The 23,942-nt window shown below is 68.8% G+C and carries 7 protein-coding genes; all 7 read left to right on the top strand.

What is annotated here, in order from left to right; translation table 11 throughout:
• Nucleotides 1-120 precede the first annotated feature (120 nt).
• The 7 genes from BMY53_RS19710 to BMY53_RS19680 are packed head-to-tail and all read left to right on the top strand — an operon-like array spanning nucleotide 121 to nucleotide 23,942.
• Nucleotides 121-420, top strand: a complete 300-nt coding sequence (locus BMY53_RS19710; RefSeq protein ID WP_092948199.1) for an MbtH family protein — start codon at nucleotides 121-123, stop codon at nucleotides 418-420.
• Complete coding sequence (locus tag BMY53_RS19705; protein WP_092948198.1) at nucleotides 417-1,169, top strand: thioesterase II family protein; 753 nt, start codon at nucleotides 417-419, stop codon at nucleotides 1,167-1,169. The genes BMY53_RS19710 and BMY53_RS19705 overlap by 4 nt, the downstream gene beginning before the upstream one ends.
• Before the next feature lie 22 nt (nucleotides 1,170-1,191).
• Nucleotides 1,192-2,178 (top strand): TauD/TfdA family dioxygenase, encoded by a 987-nt coding sequence (locus tag BMY53_RS19700; protein ID WP_092948197.1) that lies wholly within the window; start codon nucleotides 1,192-1,194, stop codon nucleotides 2,176-2,178.
• Between the two features lie 11 nt (nucleotides 2,179-2,189).
• The gene (locus BMY53_RS19695; RefSeq protein ID WP_218151268.1) at nucleotides 2,190-7,826 is read left to right on the top strand and encodes a non-ribosomal peptide synthetase; all 5,637 of its coding nucleotides are present in this window, start codon (nucleotides 2,190-2,192) and stop codon (nucleotides 7,824-7,826) included.
• Nucleotides 7,826-12,577, top strand: a complete 4,752-nt coding sequence (locus BMY53_RS19690) for a type I polyketide synthase (RefSeq protein WP_092948195.1) — start codon at nucleotides 7,826-7,828, stop codon at nucleotides 12,575-12,577. Before BMY53_RS19695 ends, BMY53_RS19690 begins: the two co-directional genes overlap by 1 nt.
• On the top strand, nucleotides 12,574-15,996 hold the full coding sequence (locus tag BMY53_RS19685; RefSeq protein ID WP_092948194.1) for a non-ribosomal peptide synthetase: 3,423 nt from the start codon (nucleotides 12,574-12,576) through the stop codon (nucleotides 15,994-15,996). Before BMY53_RS19690 ends, BMY53_RS19685 begins: the two co-directional genes overlap by 4 nt.
• Nucleotides 15,996-23,942 carry a non-ribosomal peptide synthetase gene (locus BMY53_RS19680; RefSeq protein WP_092948193.1) on the top strand — a complete coding sequence of 2,649 codons (7,947 nt, stop codon included), beginning with the start codon at nucleotides 15,996-15,998 and terminating at the stop codon, nucleotides 23,940-23,942. Before BMY53_RS19685 ends, BMY53_RS19680 begins: the two co-directional genes overlap by 1 nt.

Here is a 23,942-nt window from a genome sequence, read left to right as displayed (position 1 = left end):
GCGCGTTCCTGCTGAACATCCACCGCCGCTCATTCGTCTGGTCGACAGAGCAGCACGCAGACACCGGATCCTGATCCGGCCCGTCACGCGCTTCCCAAGGTCAACCGGTCGGGGAGTCCCATGTCCAGCAGTTGTTTCGATCGCGAAGGCGAAGTCTTCATCGTCCTCATCAACCATGAGGAACAGTATTCGATCTGGCCCGCGTGGAAGGCCGTCCCCGGCGGGTGGACCGTGGTGGACGGTGTGAAGGGTGACAAGAAGACCGTCACCGACTTCATCGACCAGGCCTGGACCGACATGCGGCCGCTGTCGCTGCGCCAGTGGATGGCGGAGCAGGCCGCCAGCGCCAAGCACACATCGCCCACGACCGCGATGCCCACGACCGCCTCCACCGCCTCCACGGACGCCACTTCATCGTGAACGCGTCCGCAGTCCGGCCCACCGTGGACCTGCTGGTATTGCCGTGTGCCGGTGCCAGCGCCACGATGTACCTGCGGTGGCGGCGCTTCCTGTCGGCTTGGCTTCGGCTGGTGCCGTTGGAGTTGCCGGGCCGGGGCGAGCGGTATGGCGAGCCCTTGGTCGAGGACTTCCAGACGTTGGTGGCGCAGCTTGCCGAGCGGTACGCCGAGAGCCTGCGTGGGCAATACGTGCTGCTGGGCCACTCCATGGGCGCGCTGCTGGCCTACGGCCTGGCGCAGACCCAGCGGACCCTGCAGCGGCCATTGCCTAACGCCCTGTTTGTCTGCGGCAGTGCGGCACCCGCGCTGCGTGATGTCACACGTTTCAGCGGCAAGCTGGACGACGAGGTGCTGATCGCAGATCTGCGCCGCCAGGGCGGCACGCCGGAGGAGCTTTTCCAGAGCCCCGAGCTGCTGCGCATGACGCTGGACACCCTGGCCGCCGATTACCGCCTGTGCGCCAGCTATCGCCACCAACAGCGCGCGCCGCTTCCCCTGCCGATCCACGCCCTGGGCGGCCGCGCCGACGAGATCGCGCCGGCCAGCCTGACCGCCTGGGCCCACGAGACTGCCGCCAGCTTCTCCATGAACTGGTTCGAGGGCGGCCATTTCTTCATTCGCCAGCAGGAGCCTGAGGTGCTGACCGTGCTGGAGCGGGAGCTCCAGGCGCTGTTTTCACCGACGGACCATGCAAGCGCTGCCACTGCCTGAATGTCAGGAAGGACGTTGTTGCATGACTGCAGGAATTGGATTGCTTGAACGCCGGGCGCCCCTGGGCTCCGTGTTGCCCGCCCTCATCGAGCCGGAGTTCCCCGGCGAGCGGCTGACGGACGCGCTGGCCCGCCTGCGCCCGGAGATCGAGGCCCAGTTGCGCACCGTGGGCGGGGTGCTGATGCGGGGCTTCGAGGTGCCGGATGCTGCGGCCTTTCGCACCTGTGCCGCTGGCTTCGGTCATCCACTGCTGAGTTACGAATTCGGCTCCACACCGCGCTCGGAAGTGGGCAGCGGTGGCGCTGGTGTCTACACCTCCACCGAATACCCCGCTCATCAGTGGATCCCGCTGCACAACGAGCAGGCCTACACCCGCGAATGGCCGATGAAGATCTGGTTCCACTGCATGGTGGCCTCGCCCGAAGGTGGTGAAACGCCCATCGCGGACAGCCGCGCTGTCTACCGCCGCATGCCTGCGCACATCCGGGACCGTTTCGCGCCCGGCATCCTGTACGTGCGCAACTACGGCGATTTCGACGTCCCCTGGCAAAAGGTCTTCAACACCCATAGCCAGTCCGAGGTGGAGCGCTTCTGCCGTGAAGCCGACATCCGCTGGGAATGGAAGCGTGACGGCACCCTGCGCACCACCCAGCGCTGCCAGGCCATCGAAACCCATCCGGTCACCGGCGAGACCGTCTGGTTCAACCAGGCCCATCTCTTCCATTGCTCCAACCTCCAGCCGGAAGTGCGTGAATCGCTGGAGGAACTGCTGGGGGCGGAGAACCTTCCCCGCAATACTTTCTTCGCCGATGGGTCACCGATTCCGGACGCGATGTTCGACGAGGTGCGGGCCGTGCTGGAGGCCGAATCCGTCTTCTTCCGCTGGGAGGCTGGCGACGTGCTGATGCTGGACAACATGCTGGCCGCCCATGGCCGCGCACCGTTCCGCGGCCCTCGCAAGGTCATCGTGGCCATGGCGGAGCCGCACGGCAATCTCGGCCGCTTCTGAACGCGGCTTCCATGAGTGGATCGAAGATGAACATGGCCTATTCCGACGGGCGCGCAGCTGCTGCCGACCCCGCCCATCCGCCCCTCAACTTTGTCGAGCATCTGCAGGCCCTGGCGGCGTCACGGCCTTCCGACCTGGCGATGGTTGCCGTGGGCGATCAGGACGACGGTCAGGCGGATGTGCGCCTGACCTACGCCGCGCTGGACCAGCGTGTGCGCGCCCTGGCGGCCTCGCTGCAGCGGCAGTTCACGGCCGGTGAACGCGCGCTGATCCTGCTGGAGAACGGCGAGCACTATGTGGTGGCCTTCCTCGCCTGCCTGTACGCCGGCCTCATCGCTGTACCGGCGTTTCCACCCGAGACCACACGCCAGCAACACCTGGCCCGGCTGCGGGGCATGGTGGGTGACTCGCAGGCCTGCTGTGTCCTGACGACCCGCGCTGTGGCCGAGCAGTTCAGCGCCGCCTTGCAGGAGCTCTCCGGGGTCACCGTGCTGACGATGGAAGCGATCGACGAGCGTCAGGCGACGCAGTGGCGGACGCATCAACCGTCGGGCAGCGACATCGCTTTCCTCCAATACACCTCCGGCTCCACCTCCACCCCCAAGGGCGTGATGGTGAGCCACGACAGCCTGATGGCCAATGAGCGCGCCATTGAGGAGGGTCTCGGCGTGCGGAGGGACGATGTCTTCGTCACCTGGCTGCCGCTCTTTCATGACATGGGGCTCATCGGCGGCATGCTGCAGCCCTTGCACCGCGGCATCCCGCTGGTGCTGATGCCCACACGCCTGGTGCTGGAGCGGCCGGCACGCTGGCTGCAGGCCATCACGCGGTATCGCGGCACCATCAGTGGTGGCCCGGACTTTGCCTACCGCCTGTGTGTGGACCGCGTGCGTGACACGCAAGTCGAGAAACTGGACCTTTCCAGCTGGCGCGTGGCCTTCTCCGGCGCGGAGCCGGTGCGGCACGACACGCTCCAGGCCTTTGAGGAGCGCTTTGCGCCAGTGGGTTTTGACGCAAAGGCGTTGTACCCGTGTTATGGGCTGGCGGAGGCCACGCTGTTTGTCACCGGCGGTGTGCGCGGCACCGGCTTGGTCGCCCACCGTTTCGACACGCTTGAGCTGGCCCAGGGCCAGGCCCGGCCGAGTGCGCACGGCGCCATGCTGGTGGCCTGTGGCGGATCCCCCCGCCATCATGAAGTCCGTATCGTGGACCCGGCGACAGAACAGGCCCTTCCAGCCGGGCGCATTGGCGAGATCTGGGCCGGTGGCCCCAGCATCGCCTCCGGCTACTGGCAACGCCCTGATGCGAGCGACGAGACCTTCTTGATACGTGGCGGGCAACGCTGGCTGCGGACGGGCGACCTCGGCTTCGTGCATGAGGGCCAGCTCTACGTGGCGGGCCGGCTCAAGGACATGATCATCCTGCGCGGGCACAACGTTTATCCGCAGGACCTGGAGCGGGCCGTTGAATCCGGTGTGGAGGCCGTCCGCAAGGGCAGGGTGGCGGCGTTCTCCGTGATGGTGGACGGTGAGGAAGGCATCGGCCTCGCGGCGGAGGTCTCGCGGGGGCTGCAGAAGCTGGTGACGCCGCAGGCTTTGGCGGATCTCCTGAGCGAGGTGGTTGGCGAGCAGGCCGGCCAGGCGCCGATGGCCATTGCGCTGCTCAATCCCGGCGGCCTGCCCAAGACATCGAGCGGCAAGCTGCAGCGGGCCGCCTGCCGCAAGGCCTGGACGGAACGGTCGCTGGATGCCTATGCGCTGCTGGAGCGGGGGCGTTGGCTGATGCACCCGGATATCGACGCGAATGCGCCCAGCCTCACCGGTCAGTCCGTCGACCCGGCCTTCAATGGGCCTGTCGTCAACGTCCCATCCGATGCTCCAGATGGCCCATGGGATGAAAGGGCGGCACGCCGCGCCCCTTCCGGCATCCCGTCAGGTGCCCGCCCTCGCGCCCTGACCGAAACGGAACAGACCCTGGCCGCCCTCTGGCGCGAGGTGCTGGCGCTACCGGCTTCTCAAGCCCTGACGCCGGACGCGCACTTCTTCGCCTTGGGTGGCAACTCCCTGCTGGCGGTGCAACTGGCCGAGCGTCTCCGGTCGCAGTGGCGGGTGGCCTTCCCCACCAGCCGGTTATTTGAATACACGCGCCTGAAGGCCCAGGCGGAGGCGCTCCTCGCGGCTCACGCCGCTGTGGGCGAAGGTCAGGCGACCATTGCTGCATTGCCCACCACGCTGCGCCAGGGCCCGCTGCCGCTGACGGCCGCACAGCAACAGCAGTACTTCCTGTGGCGCATGGACCCCGGTAGCAGCGCGTACCACGTGCCGTGCATCCTGCGCATCGAGGGAGTGGTAGACGCTGAACGCCTGCAATCGGCCTTCGCGGCCTTGGTGGCCCGTCACGAGGCGCTGCGCACGGTGTTCCGGGTGGACGCCAATGCCCAGGTGATGCAGTGGGTGCAACCGGTGCAGGCGATGCCCTTCATGCCAGCAGCGGCCCAGGACCCCGGCACCGCGACACTCCAGGTCGTCAACCTCATGGGTGCTGTCGACGCCCCGGTGGCGGCGGCAGCGCGCTCCGAGAGCCAGACGGCGCCTGGCAGCGACCAGGATCCCGAGCGCATTGAACAGGCCGCGCTGTCGCTCGCTGGCAAGCTGATCGCCACGCCGTTTGATCTCGCCACTGGCCCGCTCATCCGGGCCACGCTCTTCCGGCTCGGCGAGCACCGACACCTCCTGGCGATGGTGGTTCACCACATCGTGGCCGACGGCACGTCGCTGCAGGGGATGATTGACGAGCTGGCCGCGCTCCATGGGGGTGAAGTGCTGCCGCCGGTCCCGCTGCAGTACGGTGACTACGCGGCCTGGCACCACGAACGTCAGGACCCCAACCGGGACAGCGCATCACTGGCGTACTGGCAGGATCGCCTGCGGGCGGGTGACGGGGGGAGTTCTCCACTGGTGCTGCCTGCGGACCGGCCGCGGGCGCCCGATCAGCAACATCGCACCGCCACCTTGACGGTGGACCTGCCCACCGACCTGATGGCCGCACTGCGTCTTCAGGCCGGGGCCCAGGACGGCACGCTTTTCATGGCCTTGCTGGCCAGCTTCAAGATCCTGCTGCATCGCTACACCGGCCAGCGGGACATCCGCGTGGGCGCGCCCTTCGCCAACCGGCCGACAACGCAGCTGCAGCCGGTCATCGGCTGCTTCGTCAACACGCTGCTGCTGCGCACGGCGGTGGAGCCGCAAATGGCGCTTGGAGCGGTGCTTGAGCAGGTCCGACAGACGGTGCTGGGCGCGCAGGCCCACCAGGACCTGCCGCTGGACCGCCTGATGCGCTCGCTGCCCGCGGACCGTGGGGCGGCACCGCAGACGCCGTTCCAGATCGTCTTCAACCACCTGAACGTCAATCACGACGCTGCCCGACGCCTGACCGGATGGGCCCTGGAGGACCTGTCCGTTCCTCCGGGCCACGCGCAGTTCGAACTGGCGCTGGAGACCCGTGAAAACGCGTCCGGCGCGATCACCGCCACCCTGATCTGGGCCGACGGCCTCTTTGAGCGCGACACCATGGCGCGTCTGGCGGGCCACTTCCAGCAGGTTCTTCAGGTCATGGCGGCGTCACCGGACACGGCCGTTCGCGATCTTGCACTGCTGGACGACGGCGAAACCCGGCGCCTGCGCCACTGGGGTGGCCCGGACCCTGGAACCGCCACGCCATTCGCGCCTGTCCATCGGCTGTTCGAGCGCCACGCCCAGGCGCACCCTGAGGCGCCAGCGCTCCTGGCCGGTGATGTGACGCTGAGCTACGAGGATCTGGACCGCCAGGCCAACCAGCTGGCGCATCGCCTGATCGCCCAGGGCGTGGGTCCGGAAGTCCGCGTCGGTGTGGCGCTGGACCGCTCGCCCGCCCTCATCGTGAGCCTGCTGGCCGTGCTCAAGGCAGGCGGCGCCTACGTGCCGCTGGACCCTGCGCTGCCCGCTGACCGCCTGCGCACGATGATCCAAGACAGCGGCATGCGCCTGTTGCTGACGCGAGCGAACGAGGCTCGCCGCCTGCCTCAGGTGCCCTCGGTTCCGATGTTGGACCTGGACCTGGATGATCTCGCCCGCCATCAGGCGCCAGTCACCGCTCCGGATGTCTCCACCCATCCGGACAGCCTCGCCTACATCATCTACACCTCCGGCTCCACGGGTACGCCCAAGGGCGTGGCCGTGGCCCATGGCCCCTTTGCCATGCACTGTGTGGTGACGGCCGTGCTCTATGAGATGGATGCACGCTCGCGCGAACTGCACTTCCTCTCCTTTTCCTTCGACGGTGCCCACGAACGCCTGTTCACTGCCCTGTGCTGCGGCGCCTCGCTGGTCCTGCGCGACGCGGGTTTGTGGTCCCCGGGCGAGACCCTTGCCGCCATCGCCCAGCAGGGCGTGACCAACGCCGGCTTCCCTGCCGTCTACCTGCACGAAATGGCCCACGCCGCCGCCGCCCAACGCGCAGCACCGCCGGTCCATCTCTACTCTTTTGGCGGCGAGGCCATGCCCCGCGAAGGCCTGGTGATGGCGCAGGCGCATCTGGCCGCGCAGGTGCTGATCAACGGCTATGGCCCGACGGAGGCGGTGGTCACGCCCACCTTGTGGAAGGCCAGGACCTCGACACCGCTGCCCGACGCTCCCTATGCACCGATCGGGCGCCCCGTGGGCGACCGCAAGGCCCTGGTGCTGGACGCCTCGCTGAACCTGCTCCCGCAAGGGCAGGTGGGTGAGCTCTACCTGGGCGGCAGTGGCCTGGCGCGCGGCTACCTGCAGCGGCCGGGGCTCACCGCCGAGCGTTTCATTCCCGACCCCTTTGATGCCAGCGGCGGCCGCCTCTACCGAACCGGAGACCTCGTGCGCTGGAACCGCGAGGGCCAACTGGAATATCTGGGCCGGGCAGATCAACAGATCAAGATCCGGGGTTTCCGTATTGAACCGGGCGAGATCGAAGCGGCGTTGCTGGCGCAGCCACATGTGCGCCAGGCGGCGGTGCTGGCTCGGGCCGGTGCGGCGGGTCTTCGGCTGGTCGGTTATGTGGCGCCGCAAGCAGGGCAGACACTCGACGCGGCGTTGCTGCGCGACCAACTGGCGCAGCGCCTGCCGGACTACATGGTGCCGGCCACCATCGTGGTGCTCGATGCCTTGCCGGTCACGGTCAACGGCAAGGTGGACCGTGCTGCCTTGCCGGAGCCGACCGTTGCAGCCGGTGCGGCAGGCCGGGATGCCTCCTCGCCCATGGCACAGCCGCTGGGCGATCTGGAACAACGCGTGGCCGTCATCCTCGCCGAGGTACTGGGTGTGCCCGAAGTAGGCCTGACGGACAACTTCTTCGACCTTGGGGGCCATTCCCTGCTGCTCATCCGCTTGCACCGCCTGCTGGAGGACCGCCTGCAGGCCCGCCTGCGCATGGTGGACCTCTTCAAGCACCCCAACGTGGAAGCCCTGGCTCGCCACCTGCGGCTGGCGCAGCGTCCGCTCGCGGGTGGTGATGGCCACGGGCACGGGGCAGGGGACGTTGCGACGGATACCCACCCCATCCATGGCGCCAGCGATGCCGCCCCGAGCCGCCGAGACGCCCTGTTGCGCCGCAAGCGCTCCGCCGAAAGGACTTCCTGATGCCTTCCTCTCAAGACCCGCAGGACCTGTCCGGCGACGCTGGCCTGGACATCGCCATCATCGGCATGTCGGGGCGCTTCCCGGACGCCCCCGATGTCGAGACCTTCTGGCGCAACATCCGCGACGGCGTTGAATCCGTGCGCCGGTATTCCGACGAGGAACTTCGCCAACGGGGTGTCCCGGACGAGGTGCTGGCCGACCCGCACTACGTTAAGGCGGGCGTGCCGTTCGACGGCGTGGACCTCTTTGACGCCGAATTTTTCTCCTACACCCCGCGTGACGCGCAGACCCTGGACCCGCAACACCGCATCTTCCTGGAATGCGCGTGGGCTGCCCTGGAACACGCGGGCTACGACCCGCAGCGCTACCCGGGCAGCATCGGCGTTTATGCAGGCACGGGCGCCAGCGTCTATCTGATGCGCCACCTGCTGGGGCGTGAGCAATTGGCTCAGGGCGGCCAGATTGCCGACCTGCTGGGGCTGCTCAGCGGCAACATCGCCGATGCGCTTTGCACCCGTGTGGCCTACAAGCTGGATCTCCGGGGACCGGCCGTCACGGTGCAGACGGCGTGCTCCACCTCGCTGACAGCCGTGCACAGTGCCGTGCAGTCCCTGCTGGGGCACGAGTGCGACATGGCGCTGGCCGGTGGTGTGTCGCTCAATCTTTTGCAGACGGCCGGTTATCACTACCAGCCAGGCGCCATCTTCTCGCCAGACGGCCACTGCCGGGCCTTTGATGCCAGGGCCGGTGGCACCGTGCTGGGCAGCGGGGCAGGGGTGGTGGTCCTCAAACGCCTTGAAGACGCCCTGCGAGACGGCGACACAGTGCACGCCGTGATCAAGGGCAGTGCGGCCAACAACGATGGCGCTGACAAGGTGGCCTTCACCGCGCCCAGTGTCAGCGGGCAGGCGGGGGCCATCCGTGCTGCACAGGCCGTGGCGGGTGTGTCGCCGCGCAGCATCGCTTATGTGGAGGCCCATGGAACCGGCACCACGCTGGGCGACCCGATCGAGGTCGAGGCGCTCAACATGGCCTTCAGGGACGGAGATGGCCCTGACGCCAGCGCGCCGGCCGAGCCGTGGTGCGCGCTGGGTTCGGTCAAGACCAATATCGGCCACCTGGATGCGGCGGCCGGCGTCACCGGACTAATCAAGACCGCCCTGGCGCTGCAGCACCAGACCCTGCCGCCCAGCCTGAACTTCCAGCAGCCCAACCCCGGCATCGATTTTGCGGGCAGCCCATTCCGCGTGAATGTGGAGGCCCGCCCCTGGCTGCGTGGCGAGGAACCTCGCCGCGCCGGCGTGAGCGCCTTTGGCATCGGCGGCACCAACGTGCATGTGGTGCTGGAGGAGGCGCCGGCCCCCCGTGTGGTGGCCCCAGCCGCCGACGCCTGGCAGGTACTGCCACTCTCGGCCCGTCACGACGCCGCCCTGTCTCAGCAGAAACAACGGCTGGCCAGCCATCTGCAAGCTCATCCGGCACTGCCCCTGTCTGACGTCGCGTTCACCCTGCAGCAGGGCCGCCAGGCGTTTGCCTGGCGTTCAGCCGTGGTGGCGGACCGGTCGGCACTGGCCGCCGACATGCTCGCAGCACCGACCGTGAGCGCCCAGGTGCGCCGTGCGCCGGAGGTCGTGTTCCTGTTCCCCGGGGGTGGCACCCAACACGCCGGCATGGGCACGGCGCTGTATCGCCACAGTGCCTTCTTTCGTCAGCAGTTGGACCACTGCCTCGCGCTGCTCCAGCGCAACGAAGGGTTGGACCTGCGAGAGGTTCTGTTCGCTCCACCGGAGCGTGAGGCACAGGCCAACGCGACGCTCTCGCAGATGTCGATGGCCCAGCCCGCACTGTTTGCGGTCGAGTACGCATTGGCCCAATGGTGGCTGCATCTGGGTGTGAAGCCGGCGCTGATGCTGGGCCACAGCCTGGGCGAATATGTCGCGGCCTGTGTGGCCGGGGTGTTCACGCTGGAGGACGCCTTGCGGGTGGTGGCTGAGCGGGGCCGGTTGATGCAGACCGTCGAGGGTGGGGCGATGACGGCCGTCCCGCTGGACGAGCAGGCGCTGCAACCCTTCCTGGCGGACGGCTGCGATCTGGCCGCCGTGAACGGAGAAGGCTTGTGTGTGCTGGCGGGGCCGGTGGAGGCCATCGCGCGCGCCGAGGCGGCGTTGTCCGTGCACTGCCTGCCGCGCCGGCTGCATGTGGCCATGGCCTCGCATTCCTCGCTGGTCGATCCCATCGTGGCGGCGCTGGAGCGGACCATTGCATCGGTGCCCCGGCAGGCACCACGACTGCCGTTCATCTCCAACGTCACCGGCCGCCCGATCTCGGCGGAGCAAGCCTGCAGCCCCGCCTATTGGGGCCGTCACCTGCGGGGCACCGTGCGCTTTGCCGACGGGTTGGCCCAGGCGTTGGCCCCCGAGGGGCGGGTGCTGCTGGAAGTCGGGCCGGGCGAAACCCTGGCCGGCCTGGCCCGCCAGCACGGGCAGCGTGCGCGCGCGGTCGGCATCTGGTCCAGCCAGGCCCATCCGCAGCAGCATGAGCGCAATGCGCGTCAACTGGCTGGAACCGTCGCAGCGCTCTGGACGGTGGGTGTGGAGATCGATTGGAAGGCCTGGCAGGACGGTCAGCCCGCGCGTCGTGTGCCGCTGCCCACCTATCCGTTCCAGCGGCGGCGGTATTGGGTAGAGGCGCAGGCAACGGCGCCCTCCAAAGGAGACGTGCAGATCCCGTCCAGCGGGCAGGGCCCCACGGGTGGGGCGGACGCGGCGGACGGTGCGGTGACCGCAGCCGATTCGCTCTATCACGCCCGATGGGAGCGCCAGCCTCTGGACGTCGCCACCCCCGGCGCCAGCCCGGCATCCGGCGTGGCCTTGTTGCTGGGCGATGCCTCGACGGGCCTGCTCCAGGCCCTGGCAGCGGACCTTCGCCAGCGCGGCCTGCGTGTGATGCATGGGATGGCGGGGAAGGACTTCAAGCATCCCGACCCCGATGTCTTCCAGCTCCGTCCGGATCAGTCGGACGACCACGTGGCGCTGCTTCATGCGGTGCGAGCGGAAGCCCCGGTCCGCCAGGTCTTCCATCTGTGGGGCGCTGGGGCACAGTCGGGCCCCGGCACGGGCGGCGATGCGTACTTCAGCCTGCTGGCCCTGATCCAGGCCTTGGACCGTTGCGGCCTGGCGGGCGCAGACGCTCCCTCGCTCACGGTGGTGGCGGATGGCATCGAGGATGTGGCCGGCGTGGAGCCGCTGGCGCCGGAGAAGGCCACACTCCTGGGCCTGGCCAAGGTGGCCGGCCAGGAGTACCCGCAGGTGAAGGTTCGGGTGATCGATGTCATGCAGCCCTCCGGTCACCACCTGGCGGAGCAGCGGTTAGCCGCGGCCATTGCGGAGGAAGCGGCGCTGGGCGACGAATGGATTGTGGCGTTGCGGGGGCCTCATCGCTGGGTCCGGCGCTTCGAGCCACTGCCGGCCACCGCGTTTACCCGCCGGGCTATCGCTACGTCGGACTCGGACGCCTCTCACACCGCTGACTCCGGCAAGACATCCGAATCGCTGGCCTTGGCTCCGCTTTCGGCCTCGGCCTCGTCCTCGGCGCCGGCTTCAATCCGCCTTCGTCAAAACGGCGTCTACCTGATCACCGGGGGCATGGGTGGCGTGGGCCTGGCGCTGAGTCGATATCTGGCGCGCCACTGGGGCGCGCGGCTGGCCCTGCTGGCTCGTACCCCGTTGCCGCCCCGGGGCCGCTGGGAGGCACTGGCCGCCGCACAGGACCAGCCCATGGCCTTGCGCCGCCAGCTGCGGCAGTTGATCGAGCTCGAGGCCCTGGGCGCCTCGGTGCTGACGCTGGAAGCGGACGTGACGCAGCCGCAGCAACTGCATGCGGCACTCGAGCAGATCCATGCCCACCATGGCCCGGTGCATGGCGTGATCCATGCGGTTGTACATCCGGGGCGGGGCCTCATCAGCCAGCGCAGCCGCGCGGACATCGAGGCCGCTTTTGCGCCCAAACGTGAAGGAAGCCAGCACCTGTTGCGCGCCGTGGCGGGCGAGCCGTTGGACTTCGTCCTGCTCTGTTCCTCCGTCGCCAGCCTGATCGGTGGCCTCAACCGCAGCGACTACGCCGCCGCCAATGCCTACATGGACGCGCTGGCCGTTGCCTGTCGGCGGGACACCCGGCTGCCGGTCATCTCGGTGAACTGGGATGCGTGGCGCGATGTGGGCATTGCGGTGGACATGGACATTCCCGACGGCGTCGGCCTGGACGAGGCCAGCGGCGTGAAGGCGTTCGAGCGCATCCTCGCACGCGAGGGCCTGGCGCAGGTGGTGGTGTCGACCACGGCGTTTGCGCCCCGCCTGGCACCGCTGGACCAGGGCGCGCTGGCCGCGCTGGAGTCCCAGGTGCCCGCCGCACCGGTGGTGTCGGGCCAGCCCCGGCCGGTCCTGCCCACGGCCTATGTGGCCGCCGATGGGCTGCTTCAGGAAGGCCTCGCCGCCATCTGGAGCGACATGACCGGCATCAGCCCCATCGGCGCTCACGACAGTCTGTTCGATCTCGGTGGGGATTCCCTGCTGGCCATCCGCCTGCTCTCCCGCGTGCGCAAGACCTACGGCGTGGAGTTGCATCCGGCCGACTTCTTCCGCGCGCCCACCATTGCCCAGCAGGCTGATGAGATCGAGCGCCGCCTGCTGGACGAGATCGAGCAGGACGGTGCCGCCGAGGCCCCCCACGACAGCATGAGCCTTGCACCATGAGCAGTTCCCAAGACCTGACCGACCGCCGCTCCCGGCTTTCCGCCGACCAGTTGCAGCGCCTTCGCGAACGGATGGCGGGTGCCGGCGGCACCGCGGGTCGCCCGGCCGCTGCGGCCGCCAGCCGTATTCCACGTGGCACATCGGACGCCGCACCCGCCACGGCCGCGCAACGCGGCCAATGGTTCCTCTGGCGGATGGACCCGGCCAACACGGCCTATCACGTCGGGGGTGGGTTGGGGTTCAACGGCGCGCTGGACGTCCAGGCCTTGCGCTCGGCCTTTGCGCAGGTCGTTGGTCGGCACGACGCACTGCGGACTGTCCTGCGTGCCGATGCCAACGAGCAGTTGCACCAGCACCTGCAGCCGGCTATGGCGTCCACCTCCGGGCTGCCCTGCATCGACCTGGTTGCGGTGCCTCAGGCTGAGCGTGACGCCGCGCACCAGCAGGCGGTCCATCAGGTCTGCACCGCAGCGTTCGATCTGGCTCAAGGCCCCTTGTTGCGCGCCGCGCTGCTGCGCCTCCAGCCCCAGACCCATCACCTCCTGCTGTGCCTGCACCACGCGATTTCGGACGCCTGGTCGGTGGAGCTGTTCCTCAGCGAACTGGCCACTGCCTATGCGGCCGCCGTTCGAGGCCAGGTACCGCAGTGGAAGGATCCGGAGATCCGCTTCCTGGACTTTGCCCGTTGGCAGCACCAGTGGCAGGACGGGGCGGAGGGGCAGGGCCAGCTGCGTTATTGGCGCGAACATCTCGGTGAGGACCACACGCCCTTGCAACTGCCGACGGACCCTGTGCGGGACCTCTCGCCCGATGGCGCGCCTGCCGCCTTGGTTGTTGACCTGCCCGAGCCACTGATCAGCGGTCTGCGTGAGCAGGCCCGACAGCACCAGGCCACCCTGTTCATGTGTCTGGCCACCGCCTTGCATGCGCTGCTCTTTCGCCATACAGGCCAGTCGCGCATTCGCACCGGCCTGCCGGTGGCCAACCGCCAGCGCAGCGAGACGGCCGGTGTGGTCGGGTTCCTGATCAACACCGTGGTGCTGCAGAGTGACGTGCATGCGCGCATGCCGCTGCGTGCACTGCTGCAGCAGGTGCAAGGCGCCGCATTGGGGGCGTTGGCGAACCAGGAGCTTCCCTTCGAGCGGGTGGTGGAGGCCCTGAAACCGCCTCGGCAGGGCGGTGCCACGCCGCTGTTCCAGGTGCTGTTCAACCATCTTCGCGTGGACCCGCAGGCCCAGACCGAATGGCCGGGCCTGACGGTGGACCGCATCGATTTTGGCGAACGGCAGGCGCCCTATGTGTTGACTTTGGAGACCGTGGAGGGCGCGGACGGCCGGGTGCAGGCCCGCTTCCGTTACGCCAGCCATCGGTTTGAAGCCGCCACCATCGCGCGCCTGGCGGGCCATTACCAGGCGCTCCTGACGGCCTTGGTGGAGACGCCGGCGGTGGCGGTGGGTGACGTGGTGCTGCTGAGCGCCAGTGAAACGGCTCAACTGGATGCGTGGGCCCGGCGAGGCACCTGTCCTTCCGAGGTTGCGCTCCACCACCGCTTTGAGGCGCATGCCCGTCACCAGCCAGAGGCAACGGCCCTGGTGCTGGGTGAGGAGCGGTTGAGCTACGGGCAACTGAACCGGGCCGCCAATCGGCTGGCGCATCGGCTCATCCGCCAGGGCGTCGGCCCTGAGTCTCGCGTCGGTCTCGCTGTGCAGCGTTCGTTCGAGATGGTGGTGGGCATGCTCGCCATCCTGAAGGCCGGTGCGGCCTATGTGCCGCTCGATCCCGCCTATCCAGCCGATCGGTTGGCGTACATGGTGCAGGACAGCGGCATGGCGCTGGTGCTGACGGATGGGGACGTTGATGTCATGACGGCCGTGTGGGCTGGCCCGACTGCCAGCGGCGACCTGCCGCTGCGTCCGGGCAGCGTGCAGCAGGTATCCGTCCGGGATCTGACCCTGGCCGATGAGCTGGACACGGACCCGGCGCTGCCGGCGTCTGCGGATCAACTCGCCTACGTGATCTACACCTCGGGTTCCACCGGCCGCCCCAAGGGCGCGCAGCTGACTCACCGGAATGTGGTGCGGCTGCTGGATGCCAGTGCGCAGCGCTTCGACTTCGGCCCGAAGGATGTCTGGACGCTGTTCCATTCCTACGCATTCGACTTCTCGGTGTGGGAACTGTTTGGCGCCTTGTGCTGGGGTGGCCGTGTGGTCATCGTGCCGCATCTGGTCAGCCGCTCGCCGCGCGACTTCCTGGCCTTGCTCAAGGCCCAGCGGGTGACGGTGCTCAACCAGACGCCCTCCGCCTTCAAGCAGCTGATGCACGTGGCGGTGCAGGAAGGCAGCGGGGTGGCACCGGAGGACCTGGCCTTGCGTCATGTGATCTTTGGCGGCGAGGCGCTGGAGCCGCGCAGCCTGCAGCCCTGGGTGCAGCGTTTCGGGCTGGCACGTCCGGCCCTGATCAACATGTATGGCATCACCGAAACCACGGTGCATGTAACGTGGCGGCGCCTTGAGGCGGCCGATCTGGAAGATGGTGGCAGCCCGATCGGCCAGGCGTTGCCGGATCTGGGTCTTCGCATCCTGGACAGTGAACTCCAGCCCGTGCCTATCGGCGTTCCCGGTGAGCTGCACGTGACTGGAGCGGGGCTCGCGCGCGGTTATCTGCGCCGTCCGGCATTGACGGCGGCACGCTTTGTGGCCGATCCGGACGATGCCGGCGGCGGACGGATGTACCGCACGGGTGACCTGGCACGCTGGCGCGCCGATGGCGAGATCGAATATCTGGGCCGTATCGACGAGCAGGTCAAGATCCGTGGCTTTCGCATCGAGCTGGGCGAGATTGAAGCCCAGTTGCTGGCGCAGTCCGGTGTTCGAGAAGCCGCCGTCCTGGTGGACCAGGCGCCCGCCGGGGCTCGGCTGGTGGCCTTTGTGGTGCCGCAGTCCGGCCAGGCCGTCAGCGTGGACGCTTTGCGTCACGGGCTGGCTGGGGTGCTGCCGGAGCACATGGTGCCGGCGGCCCTGCAGGTGCTGGAGCGCCTGCCGCTGAATGCCAACGGCAAGCTGGACCGTCGGGCCCTGCCCATGCCGCAGGCCGGTGTTGCGCCCGGCGGCGAGCCGCCGCAAGGGCCGGTGGAAACCGCGCTGGCGGGCATTTGGGCCGAGGTGCTGGGGATCGTCCCGCCGGGTCTGGTGAGCCGGGAGGCCGATTTCTTTGAGCTGGGCGGCCACTCGCTCGCCGTTGTACAGGTGCAGGCGAGGGCAGAGGCGCACCTGGGTGTCCGCCTGGCGCTGCGCCGCTTCTTTGAATTGAGAACCGTGGCCGCGCAAGCTACTGCGCTGGCGGCGCTGCAGCCGGCGGCGGCCGGTGAGCTGGACGAGATGGATCGCCTGATGGCGTCCCTGGAAATGCTGGAGTCCTGATGGAACAGAAGAAGCGCGACATCGCCGAGCGTTTTTCGCGGTTGCCCGCCGACCGGCAGGCGGCCTTCATCCAGGCGATGGAGGCCCAAGGGCTGAACTTTGCGAGCCTGCCCATCGTGCCGATGCCGGCGGGTCAGCCCGCGCCGCTCTCACACGCGCAGCAGCGCCAGTGGTTCCTGTGGCGCATGGATCCCGGCAGCAGTGCGTACCACGTGGCGGGTGCGGTTCGGCTGCAGGGCCCGGTGGATGTCGAGGCCATACGGTCCAGCTTCACGGCGCTCACTGCGCGTCATGAGGCGCTGCGAACCGTCTTTCAACCCGATGGGGACGGCCTGGCGCAGCCGGTGGTGTTGCCGCCGGGTCAGGTGGACCTGACCTGCATCGATCTCGGCGAGACCCCTGGCATGGACGCCTCCGCGGCCATTCAGCAACTGTCTGCGACACCGTTTGACCTGACCCAGGGGCCGTTGCTGCGCATCGGTCTGATCCGCTTGGCGCAGGACGAGCATGTGCTGGTGGTGGTGATGCACCACATCGTCTCCGATGGCTGGTCGGTCCAGCTGATCGTGAACGAGTTCGCTCAAGCGTACCGTGAGCGGGTGCTGAAGGAGGCGGGCGCAAATGAATGGACGCCCGCGCTGCGTTATGCCGATTACGCGGCCTGGCAACGCGCCTGGCTGGCAGCCGGTGGCAAGGCGCGCCAACTGGACTATTGGCTCTCGCACCTGGGCCACGCTGGCCAGCCTGGGCAGGTGCAGCCCGTGCTGCAACTGCCGACGGACAGCCCACGCCGGGCGGATGCCCGCTATCAGTCCGCCTCGCTGACCCTGCCGCTCCCGCGCCCGCTGCTGGACGGGCTGCGCAGCCGCGCGCGGGCTTCCGAGGCCACGCTCTTCATGGCCTTGCTGGCGGGCTACCAGGCGCTGCTGCATCGCTACACCGGGCAGCCGGACATCCGCGTGGGCGTCCCCATCGCCAATCGCCACCGCGCCGAGACCGCCGGTGTGGTGGGACTGTTTGTGAATACCCAGGTGCTGCGCAACCGCCTGACAGCGCAGGCGCGGCTGGGCGATGTGTTGCACGCCACCCGCGAAGCAGTGCTGGGCGCCCAGACGCATCAGGACCTGCCGTTTGAGCATCTGGTGGAAGCGCTGCAGCCGGAACGCAGCCTCACCACGGCCCCGCTCTTCCAGGTGATGTTCAACCACCAGCACCGCAACATGGCCGCGCTGCAGACGCTGCCCGGTCTGACGCTCACCGACTACCCCATCCCGGCGCAGGCCGCGCAGTTCGAGCTGGTGCTGGACATCGTGGAGACGGCCGATGGCGAGGCCAGCGCCACCTTCTCCTATGCTGCGGAACTCTTCAGGCCGGCGAGCATCGAGCGGCTGGCAGGGCATTACCTGCAGCTTCTGCAGGCGCTGGCGACGTCGCCCGAAATGCCGCTCTGCGACGTGATGCTGCCCGGTGAAACCGAGCAACGGTTGTTGCGTGACTGGGGCGTGGGGCCGGCCTGGCAGGCGACGACCACCGCCGTGCACCGGCTGTTCGAGGCGCACGTTCTTCGCGCGCCCGACGCCGACGCGCTCATTGTGGGCGACACCCGTCTCACCTACGACGCCTTGAACCGCCGGGCCAACCAGCTCGCCCACCATCTGCGTACGCTGGGCGTGGGTCCCGAGACCCGTGTGGGTGTGTTGCTGGACCGCTCGGCCAGTCTGGTGACCGCCTTGCTTGCCGTGGTGAAGGCGGGTGGGGCCTATGTCCCCATGGATCCGGCCTATCCGCCTCAGCGGTTGGCCTTGATGGTGGAGGACAGTGGCATCGAGTGGCTGCTGACGGCGTCCGGGCTCGGCGATTGGCTGGAGGCGGGGGAAGCGCTCCAGCGAAACGGGCAAAGCGGCGAGAAGCGCGGCCCCATCCGCCGAATTCTGCTGGACGAGCTGGATCTCACCCAGGCGCCGGACACCAACCCGACCGAAGCGGTCCATGGCGACCAACTGGCCTATGTCATCTACACCTCCGGCTCCACCGGCCGCCCCAAGGGGGTGGCTGTGGCCCATGCGCCGTTCAGCATGCACTGCCAGGAGACGGCCACGCTCTACGACATGGACGCGCACTCCCGCGAGCTGCACTTCCTGTCCTTCTCCTTCGACGGTGCGCAGGAGCGCCTGTTCACGGTGCTCACCTGCGGTGCCAGTGTCGTGCTGCGGGACGCCGCGCTCTGGACGCCGGACCAGACGCTGGCCGCATTGCGCGAGCACCGCGTCACCAATGCGGGGTTTCCGCCGGCCTATCTGCAGGCCCTGGCCACCGAGGCCACGCCAGGCGCGGTGCCGGCGCTCCAGCTGCTGTCCTTTGGCGGCGAGGCCATGCCGCGTGCCGGCCTGACGCTGGTCAGCGACCGCCTCGCCCCACGTACGCTGATCAACGGCTACGGCCCTACCGAAGCGGTGGTCACGCCGGTGCTGTGGAAGGTGCCGGGCGGCACCGAGGTGGACTGTGCCTACGCCCCGATCGGTCGCCCCGTGGGTGACCGCAAGGCGCTGGTGCTGGACGCCGACCTCTGCCTGCTCCCACCCGGCCTGCCGGGTGAGCTGTACCTGGGCGGCATGGGCCTGGCGCGTGCATACCTGGGGCGGCCCGGCTTGAGCGCAGAGCGCTTTGTGGCGGACCCCTTCGACGGCGCGGGCGGCCGACTCTATCGCACCGGCGACCTGGTGCGCTGGCGTGAGGATGGTCAGTTGGAATACCTGGGCCGCATCGATCAGCAGCTGAAGATCCTGGGCTTTCGCATCGAGCCCGGAGAAATCGAGGCGGTGCTGCGGCGCCAGCCTGAAGTCGCCGATGCGGCAGTGGTGGCCGGGCAGGGTGCTTCCGGCGCCCGGCTGCTGGCCTACGTCTCCTTGAATCCGGACCGGCCGGTGACGCCGGAGGCGCTGCGCGCCCGGCTGGCCGGTGAGCTGCCCGAGCACATGGTGCCTGCCGCGATGGTGCTGCTGGCGGTGCTGCCGCGCACCGTCAACGGCAAGCTGGACCGGGACGCCTTGCCGGCGCCCACGCTCTCCAGCAGCCGCACCCATGCCGAGCCGGAAGGCGAGGTGGAGCGGGCATTGGCAGCCGTGTGGGCCGAACTCCTGAACGTGCCGCACCTGAGCCGGCACGACAACTTCTTCGAGCTGGGCGGTGATTCCATCCTGAGCCTGCAGGCGGTCGCCCGGATCCGCCGCGCAGGTTGGCGGCTCACGCCCCGGCAGCTGTTTGAGCACCAGACCATCGCCAGCCTCGCACTGGTGGCCAGGCCCGTGGCGGCCGATGGTGAGGCCGGCCAGGCCGCGCTGCAGGCGGTGCCCGCTACCGGCGCGGTGCCGCTGCTGCCCATTCAGGCGGACTTCTTCGCCACGGTGGCGGAAGGCCGCCATCACTGGAACCAGGCCGTGCTGCTGCACAGCGCGGAGCCACTGGTGCGAGGGGCCCTGCAAGAAGCGCTGGAAGCGGTGCACGACCACCATGACGGCCTTCGCCTGCGATATCGGGAAGGCACCTGGGCCCAGTACTACGCCGATGTGCCCGCGGCCGAACGCCGTGAATGGCTCTGGTGGCGCCGGGCGCTCGATGCCGCGACGCTCACCGCCTTGTGCGACGAGGTGCAGCGCAGCCTGGACCTGAACCACGGCCCGTTGATGCGCGCGCTGGGGGTGGAGATGGCGGACGGGACCTGGCGCCTCCTGCTGGTGGTGCACCACCTCGTGGTGGACGGCGTGTCCTGGCGAGTGCTGCTGGAAGACCTGCAGGTGGCCTACCACCAGCGCCTGAAGGGGCAGCCGGTGGTGCTGCCGCCCAAGACGGCCTCTTTCAAGGCCTGGGCCGAAGCGCTGCAACGTCACACGGCGGCGCTGGACGGCGAAGTCGCCTATTGGCAGCAAGCCCACCGGGACGTGCCCACCGCGCTGCCCTGCGATCAGGCCGACGGTGATCGCACCCTGGCCAGCCTGGACAGCATCGAACTGCGGCTGGACGCGGCCACCACCGAACAGTTGCTCAAGCGCGCCCCTGCGGCCTACCGCACCCAGGTGAACGACCTGCTGCTGACCGCCCTGGGCCGAGCCCTGTGTGCCTGGACAGGCCAGCCGCGGCTGCTGGTGGACCTTGAGGGGCACGGCCGAGAAGATGGCGTCGCTGATCTCGACGTCTCCCGCACGGTGGGCTGGTTCACCAGCGTCTTCCCGCTGGGGCTGGACCCGCTCGGCGAGCCAGGGGCCGCCGTGAAGCGGGTCAAGGAGGCGCTTCGCCAGGTGCCGCAACGCGGTCTCGGCCATGGGCTGCTGCGCTGGATGGGCAACGAAACCCAGCAGCGTGAGATGGCGGCGCTGCCGCGAGCCCAGGTCGTCTTCAACTACCTGGGCCAGGTGGACAGCGGTTTCGGCCACAGCGCCTGGCGCATGGCCACCGAGAGCGCCGGCACGCCCTTGCATGAAGCGGCTGGTCAGGCCCACGAGTTCGCGATCAACGGCCAGGTGCTGGCGGGCGAACTCGCCTTGCGCATCAGTTACAGCCGCCACCGCTACGAGGCGGCGACCGTCCAGCAGTGGGTGGACCGCTTCAAGTCCGAACTGCAGACACTGGTGACGCATTGCTGTTCCGGCGTGGCGGGGCTCACGCCGTCGGACGTGCCACTGGCCGGTGTCACCCAGGCGCAACTGGACGCCTTGCCGGTCCCTGTGGCCCAACTGGAGGACCTGTATCCCTTGTCCCCGATGCAGTCCGGCATGCTGTTCCATGTGCTGGCCGACCCGCAGGCCGGGCAGTACATGACCCAGATGCGGGTGGACGTGGACGGGCTGGACCCGGCCCGCTTCCGCCAGGCCTGGCAGGCTGTGATCGATGCGCACGAGGTCCTTCGGACCGGTTTTGTGGCCGATGGCGACCAGCTTCTGCAATGGGTGGCGCGCACCGCGGAGGTGCCACTGGCGTTGCTGGACTGGCGCGGCCAGCCGGACTTGCCGGCAGCGCTGGATGCCCGCGCCCGCGAGGCCCTGGCCACCGGCCTGGACCTTCGCCACCCGCCGCTGTTGCGCTTGCTGCTGGTGCGTACCGGTGAGCGGAGGCATCACCTGATCTGGACCAGCCACCATCTGCTGCTGGACGGCTGGAGCGCATCCAGCCTGATGGGCGAGGTGCTGCGGCGTTATGACGGCCAGCCGGTGCAGGCACCCGCCAGCCGATACCGTGATCACATTCGCCGTTTGCAGACACGCGATGCCCAGGCCGACGAGACCTTCTGGCGCGCCCAACTGGCCCGCCTGACGGGCCCCTGTCTGCTGGGGCAGGCACTGCCCAAGCCGGTGAACGGCGCCGCCGGCATCGTCCACCATCGTCATCAGCTGGACCCGGAGGCCACCCGTCAACTCGGCGCGGCCGCGCGGGCGCAGCGCGTGACCGTCAACACCCTGGTGCAAGGTGCCTGGGCCCTGCTGCTGGCCCGTTGCACGGGGCAGCCGGTGGCGGTCTTTGGCACCACGGTCTCAGGGCGGCCTCCCGAGCTTCCTGGCGCCGAGCAGATCCTGGGCCTGTTCATCAACACACTGGCCCAGGTGGTGCCTCTGCCATCGGAGCAACTGGTGGGCGACTGGCTGCGCGGAATCCAGGCGGACAGCGCGGCGGCCCGCGAGCACGAGCAGACACCGCTGTATGAAGTTCAACGCTGGGCCGGCAACGGGGGCCAGCCACTGTTCGACAGCCTGGTGGTGTTCGAGAACTATCCGATCGACGCCGCACTGCGCCAGGCGGCACCCGGCGGGCTTCAGTTCAGCCAACTGCGCAATCAGGATGACGCGAACTATCCCATGACCTTGTCGGTCTATCTGGACCAGTCCCTGTCCCTGGACTTCGGCTATGAACACGCGCTGTTCGACGCCGCTGGCGTGGCGGCGCTGGTGCGCTGTTTTGTCCAGGTGCTGCAGGCCCTGGCTGCGCAGCCCGCCAAGCCACTGGGGTGCGTGGCGGTGGCCAGCGCGGAGGACGTCACGCAGCTGGCATCGCTGTCGCAGGGCGCCGCAGTGCCGGTGGGGCCGGATGCCTGGGTTCACCATGCCCTGAGCCGTCATGCCCGTCAGCGGCCGGAGGCGCCAGCCCTGATCGTCGAGCAGCAGACCTTGAGCTACGCGGCCTTGAGCGAGCGTGTGAACCAACTGGCCCATCATCTGGTGAGCCAGGGTCTGTCGCGTGGCGGGCGGGTCGGCATTGCCGTGGAGCGGTCCGCGGACATGATCGTGGCCGTGCTGGCGACGCTGACCGCCGGTGGCACCTATGTGCCGCTGGACCCGGACTACCCGGCGGCACGGCTGGCCGACATGATGGAGGACAGCGCGCTGGGCCTGCTGCTGAGCCAGCGGGCGGTGTCCAACCGCCTCGCCATCCCTGCCGGGGTGCGCACCATCCTGCTGGATGAGGCGGACCTGCGCATGCTGCCCGTGACGCCGCCGGCGATCGCCATCCATGGCGAACAATTGGCCTACCTGATCTACACCTCGGGCTCCACCGGCCGGCCCAAAGGCGTTGGCATCCCGCATCGGGTGCTGGCGCATCAGGCGCGCGTGGCCGAGGCATTTTTCGGCCTGCATGAAAACGACCGTGTGCTGCAGTTCGCCACGCTGAACTTCGATGCCTTTGTGGAGCAGTTGTTCGCGCCGCTGGTGGCTGGCGCGGCCATCGTGCTGCGTGGACCCGTGCTGTGGGACAGCCAGACCTTCCACCAGCGCCTGCATCAGCATGGCATTACCGTGGCAGACCTGAGCACGGCCTACTGGCTGTTGCTGCTGCAGGATTTCGCACGCCTGGGCCTGCGGGATTACGGCGCACTGCGCCAGGTGCATGTGGGTGGAGAGGCCATGCCGCCGGAAGGCCTGCGGGCCTGGTCCGCGGCAGGGCTTCGGGGTGTGGCGCTCGTCAATGGCTACGGGCCGACAGAGGCTGCGGTGACGGCCACCATGCTGGATTGCACGGCCACGGATCCGGACGCACAGGGTTTTCCTTCTCAGGTCCCCATTGGTCGGCCGTTGCCCGGTCGTGACCTGTGTGTGGTGGACCCCGACCTCAACCGTCAACCGGTAGGCGCGGTGGGCGAGCTGTGCATTGGTGGCGACTTGCTGGCCCAGGGGTATTGGCGGCGTCCAGGCCTGAGCGCCGAACGTTTTGTCGCTGACCCCTTCAGCAGCACGGGGGGGCGCCTGTACCGCACTGGCGACCTGGTGCGCTGGAATCGCGACGGACAGCTGGAATACCTGGGTCGCGTGGACCACCAGGTGAAGATCCGTGGCTTCCGGATCGAGCTGGGCGAGATCGAGGCCCAATTGCTGGCACAACCGGAGGCCCAGGCGGCGGTGGTGGTGGCCGACCGCACGGGCAGCGAGGCCCGGCTGCTGGCCTATGTGTCCCTACGGCCCGGCGCGGTGCTGGACGGGGCGGCCCTGCGCGCCCGGTTGGCGCAGCTGCTCCCCGACTACATGCTGCCGGCCGCCGTGATCGTGCTGCCGGCCTTGCCCCTGAATGCCAACGGAAAGATCGACCGCAAGGCCTTGCCGGCCCCGGATCAATGGCACAGGCCGGCGGGCGAGCCGCCACAGGGACCGCTGGAAACCGCTCTGGCCACCCTGTGGTGCGAGGTGCTGGGGCTGCCACTGGTCACACGCCAGGACCACTTCTTTGAACTCGGCGGCCACTCGCTGCTGGCGGTGCGCCTGGTCACCCGGCTGCGCCAGCAGCTGGCGATGGAGGTGGCGCTGCGGGTGGTGTTCGATCACCCCCGGCTGGCGCAGCTGGCCGCCTGGCTGGCGGCGAATGGCGCTGACTCGGCGGGCGGCGAGGGCAGTGAACGTGCGGCCGCAGCCAGTGCCAGCGCGGGGCGTCTGGCGGCGCTGATGGACGACTTGGAAACACAGGACTGA

The organism is Roseateles sp. YR242, from assembly GCF_900109745.1.
GTDB lineage: Bacteria > Pseudomonadota > Gammaproteobacteria > Burkholderiales > Burkholderiaceae_C > Roseateles.
This window is presented reverse-complemented; position numbering and strand designations above follow the sequence as displayed.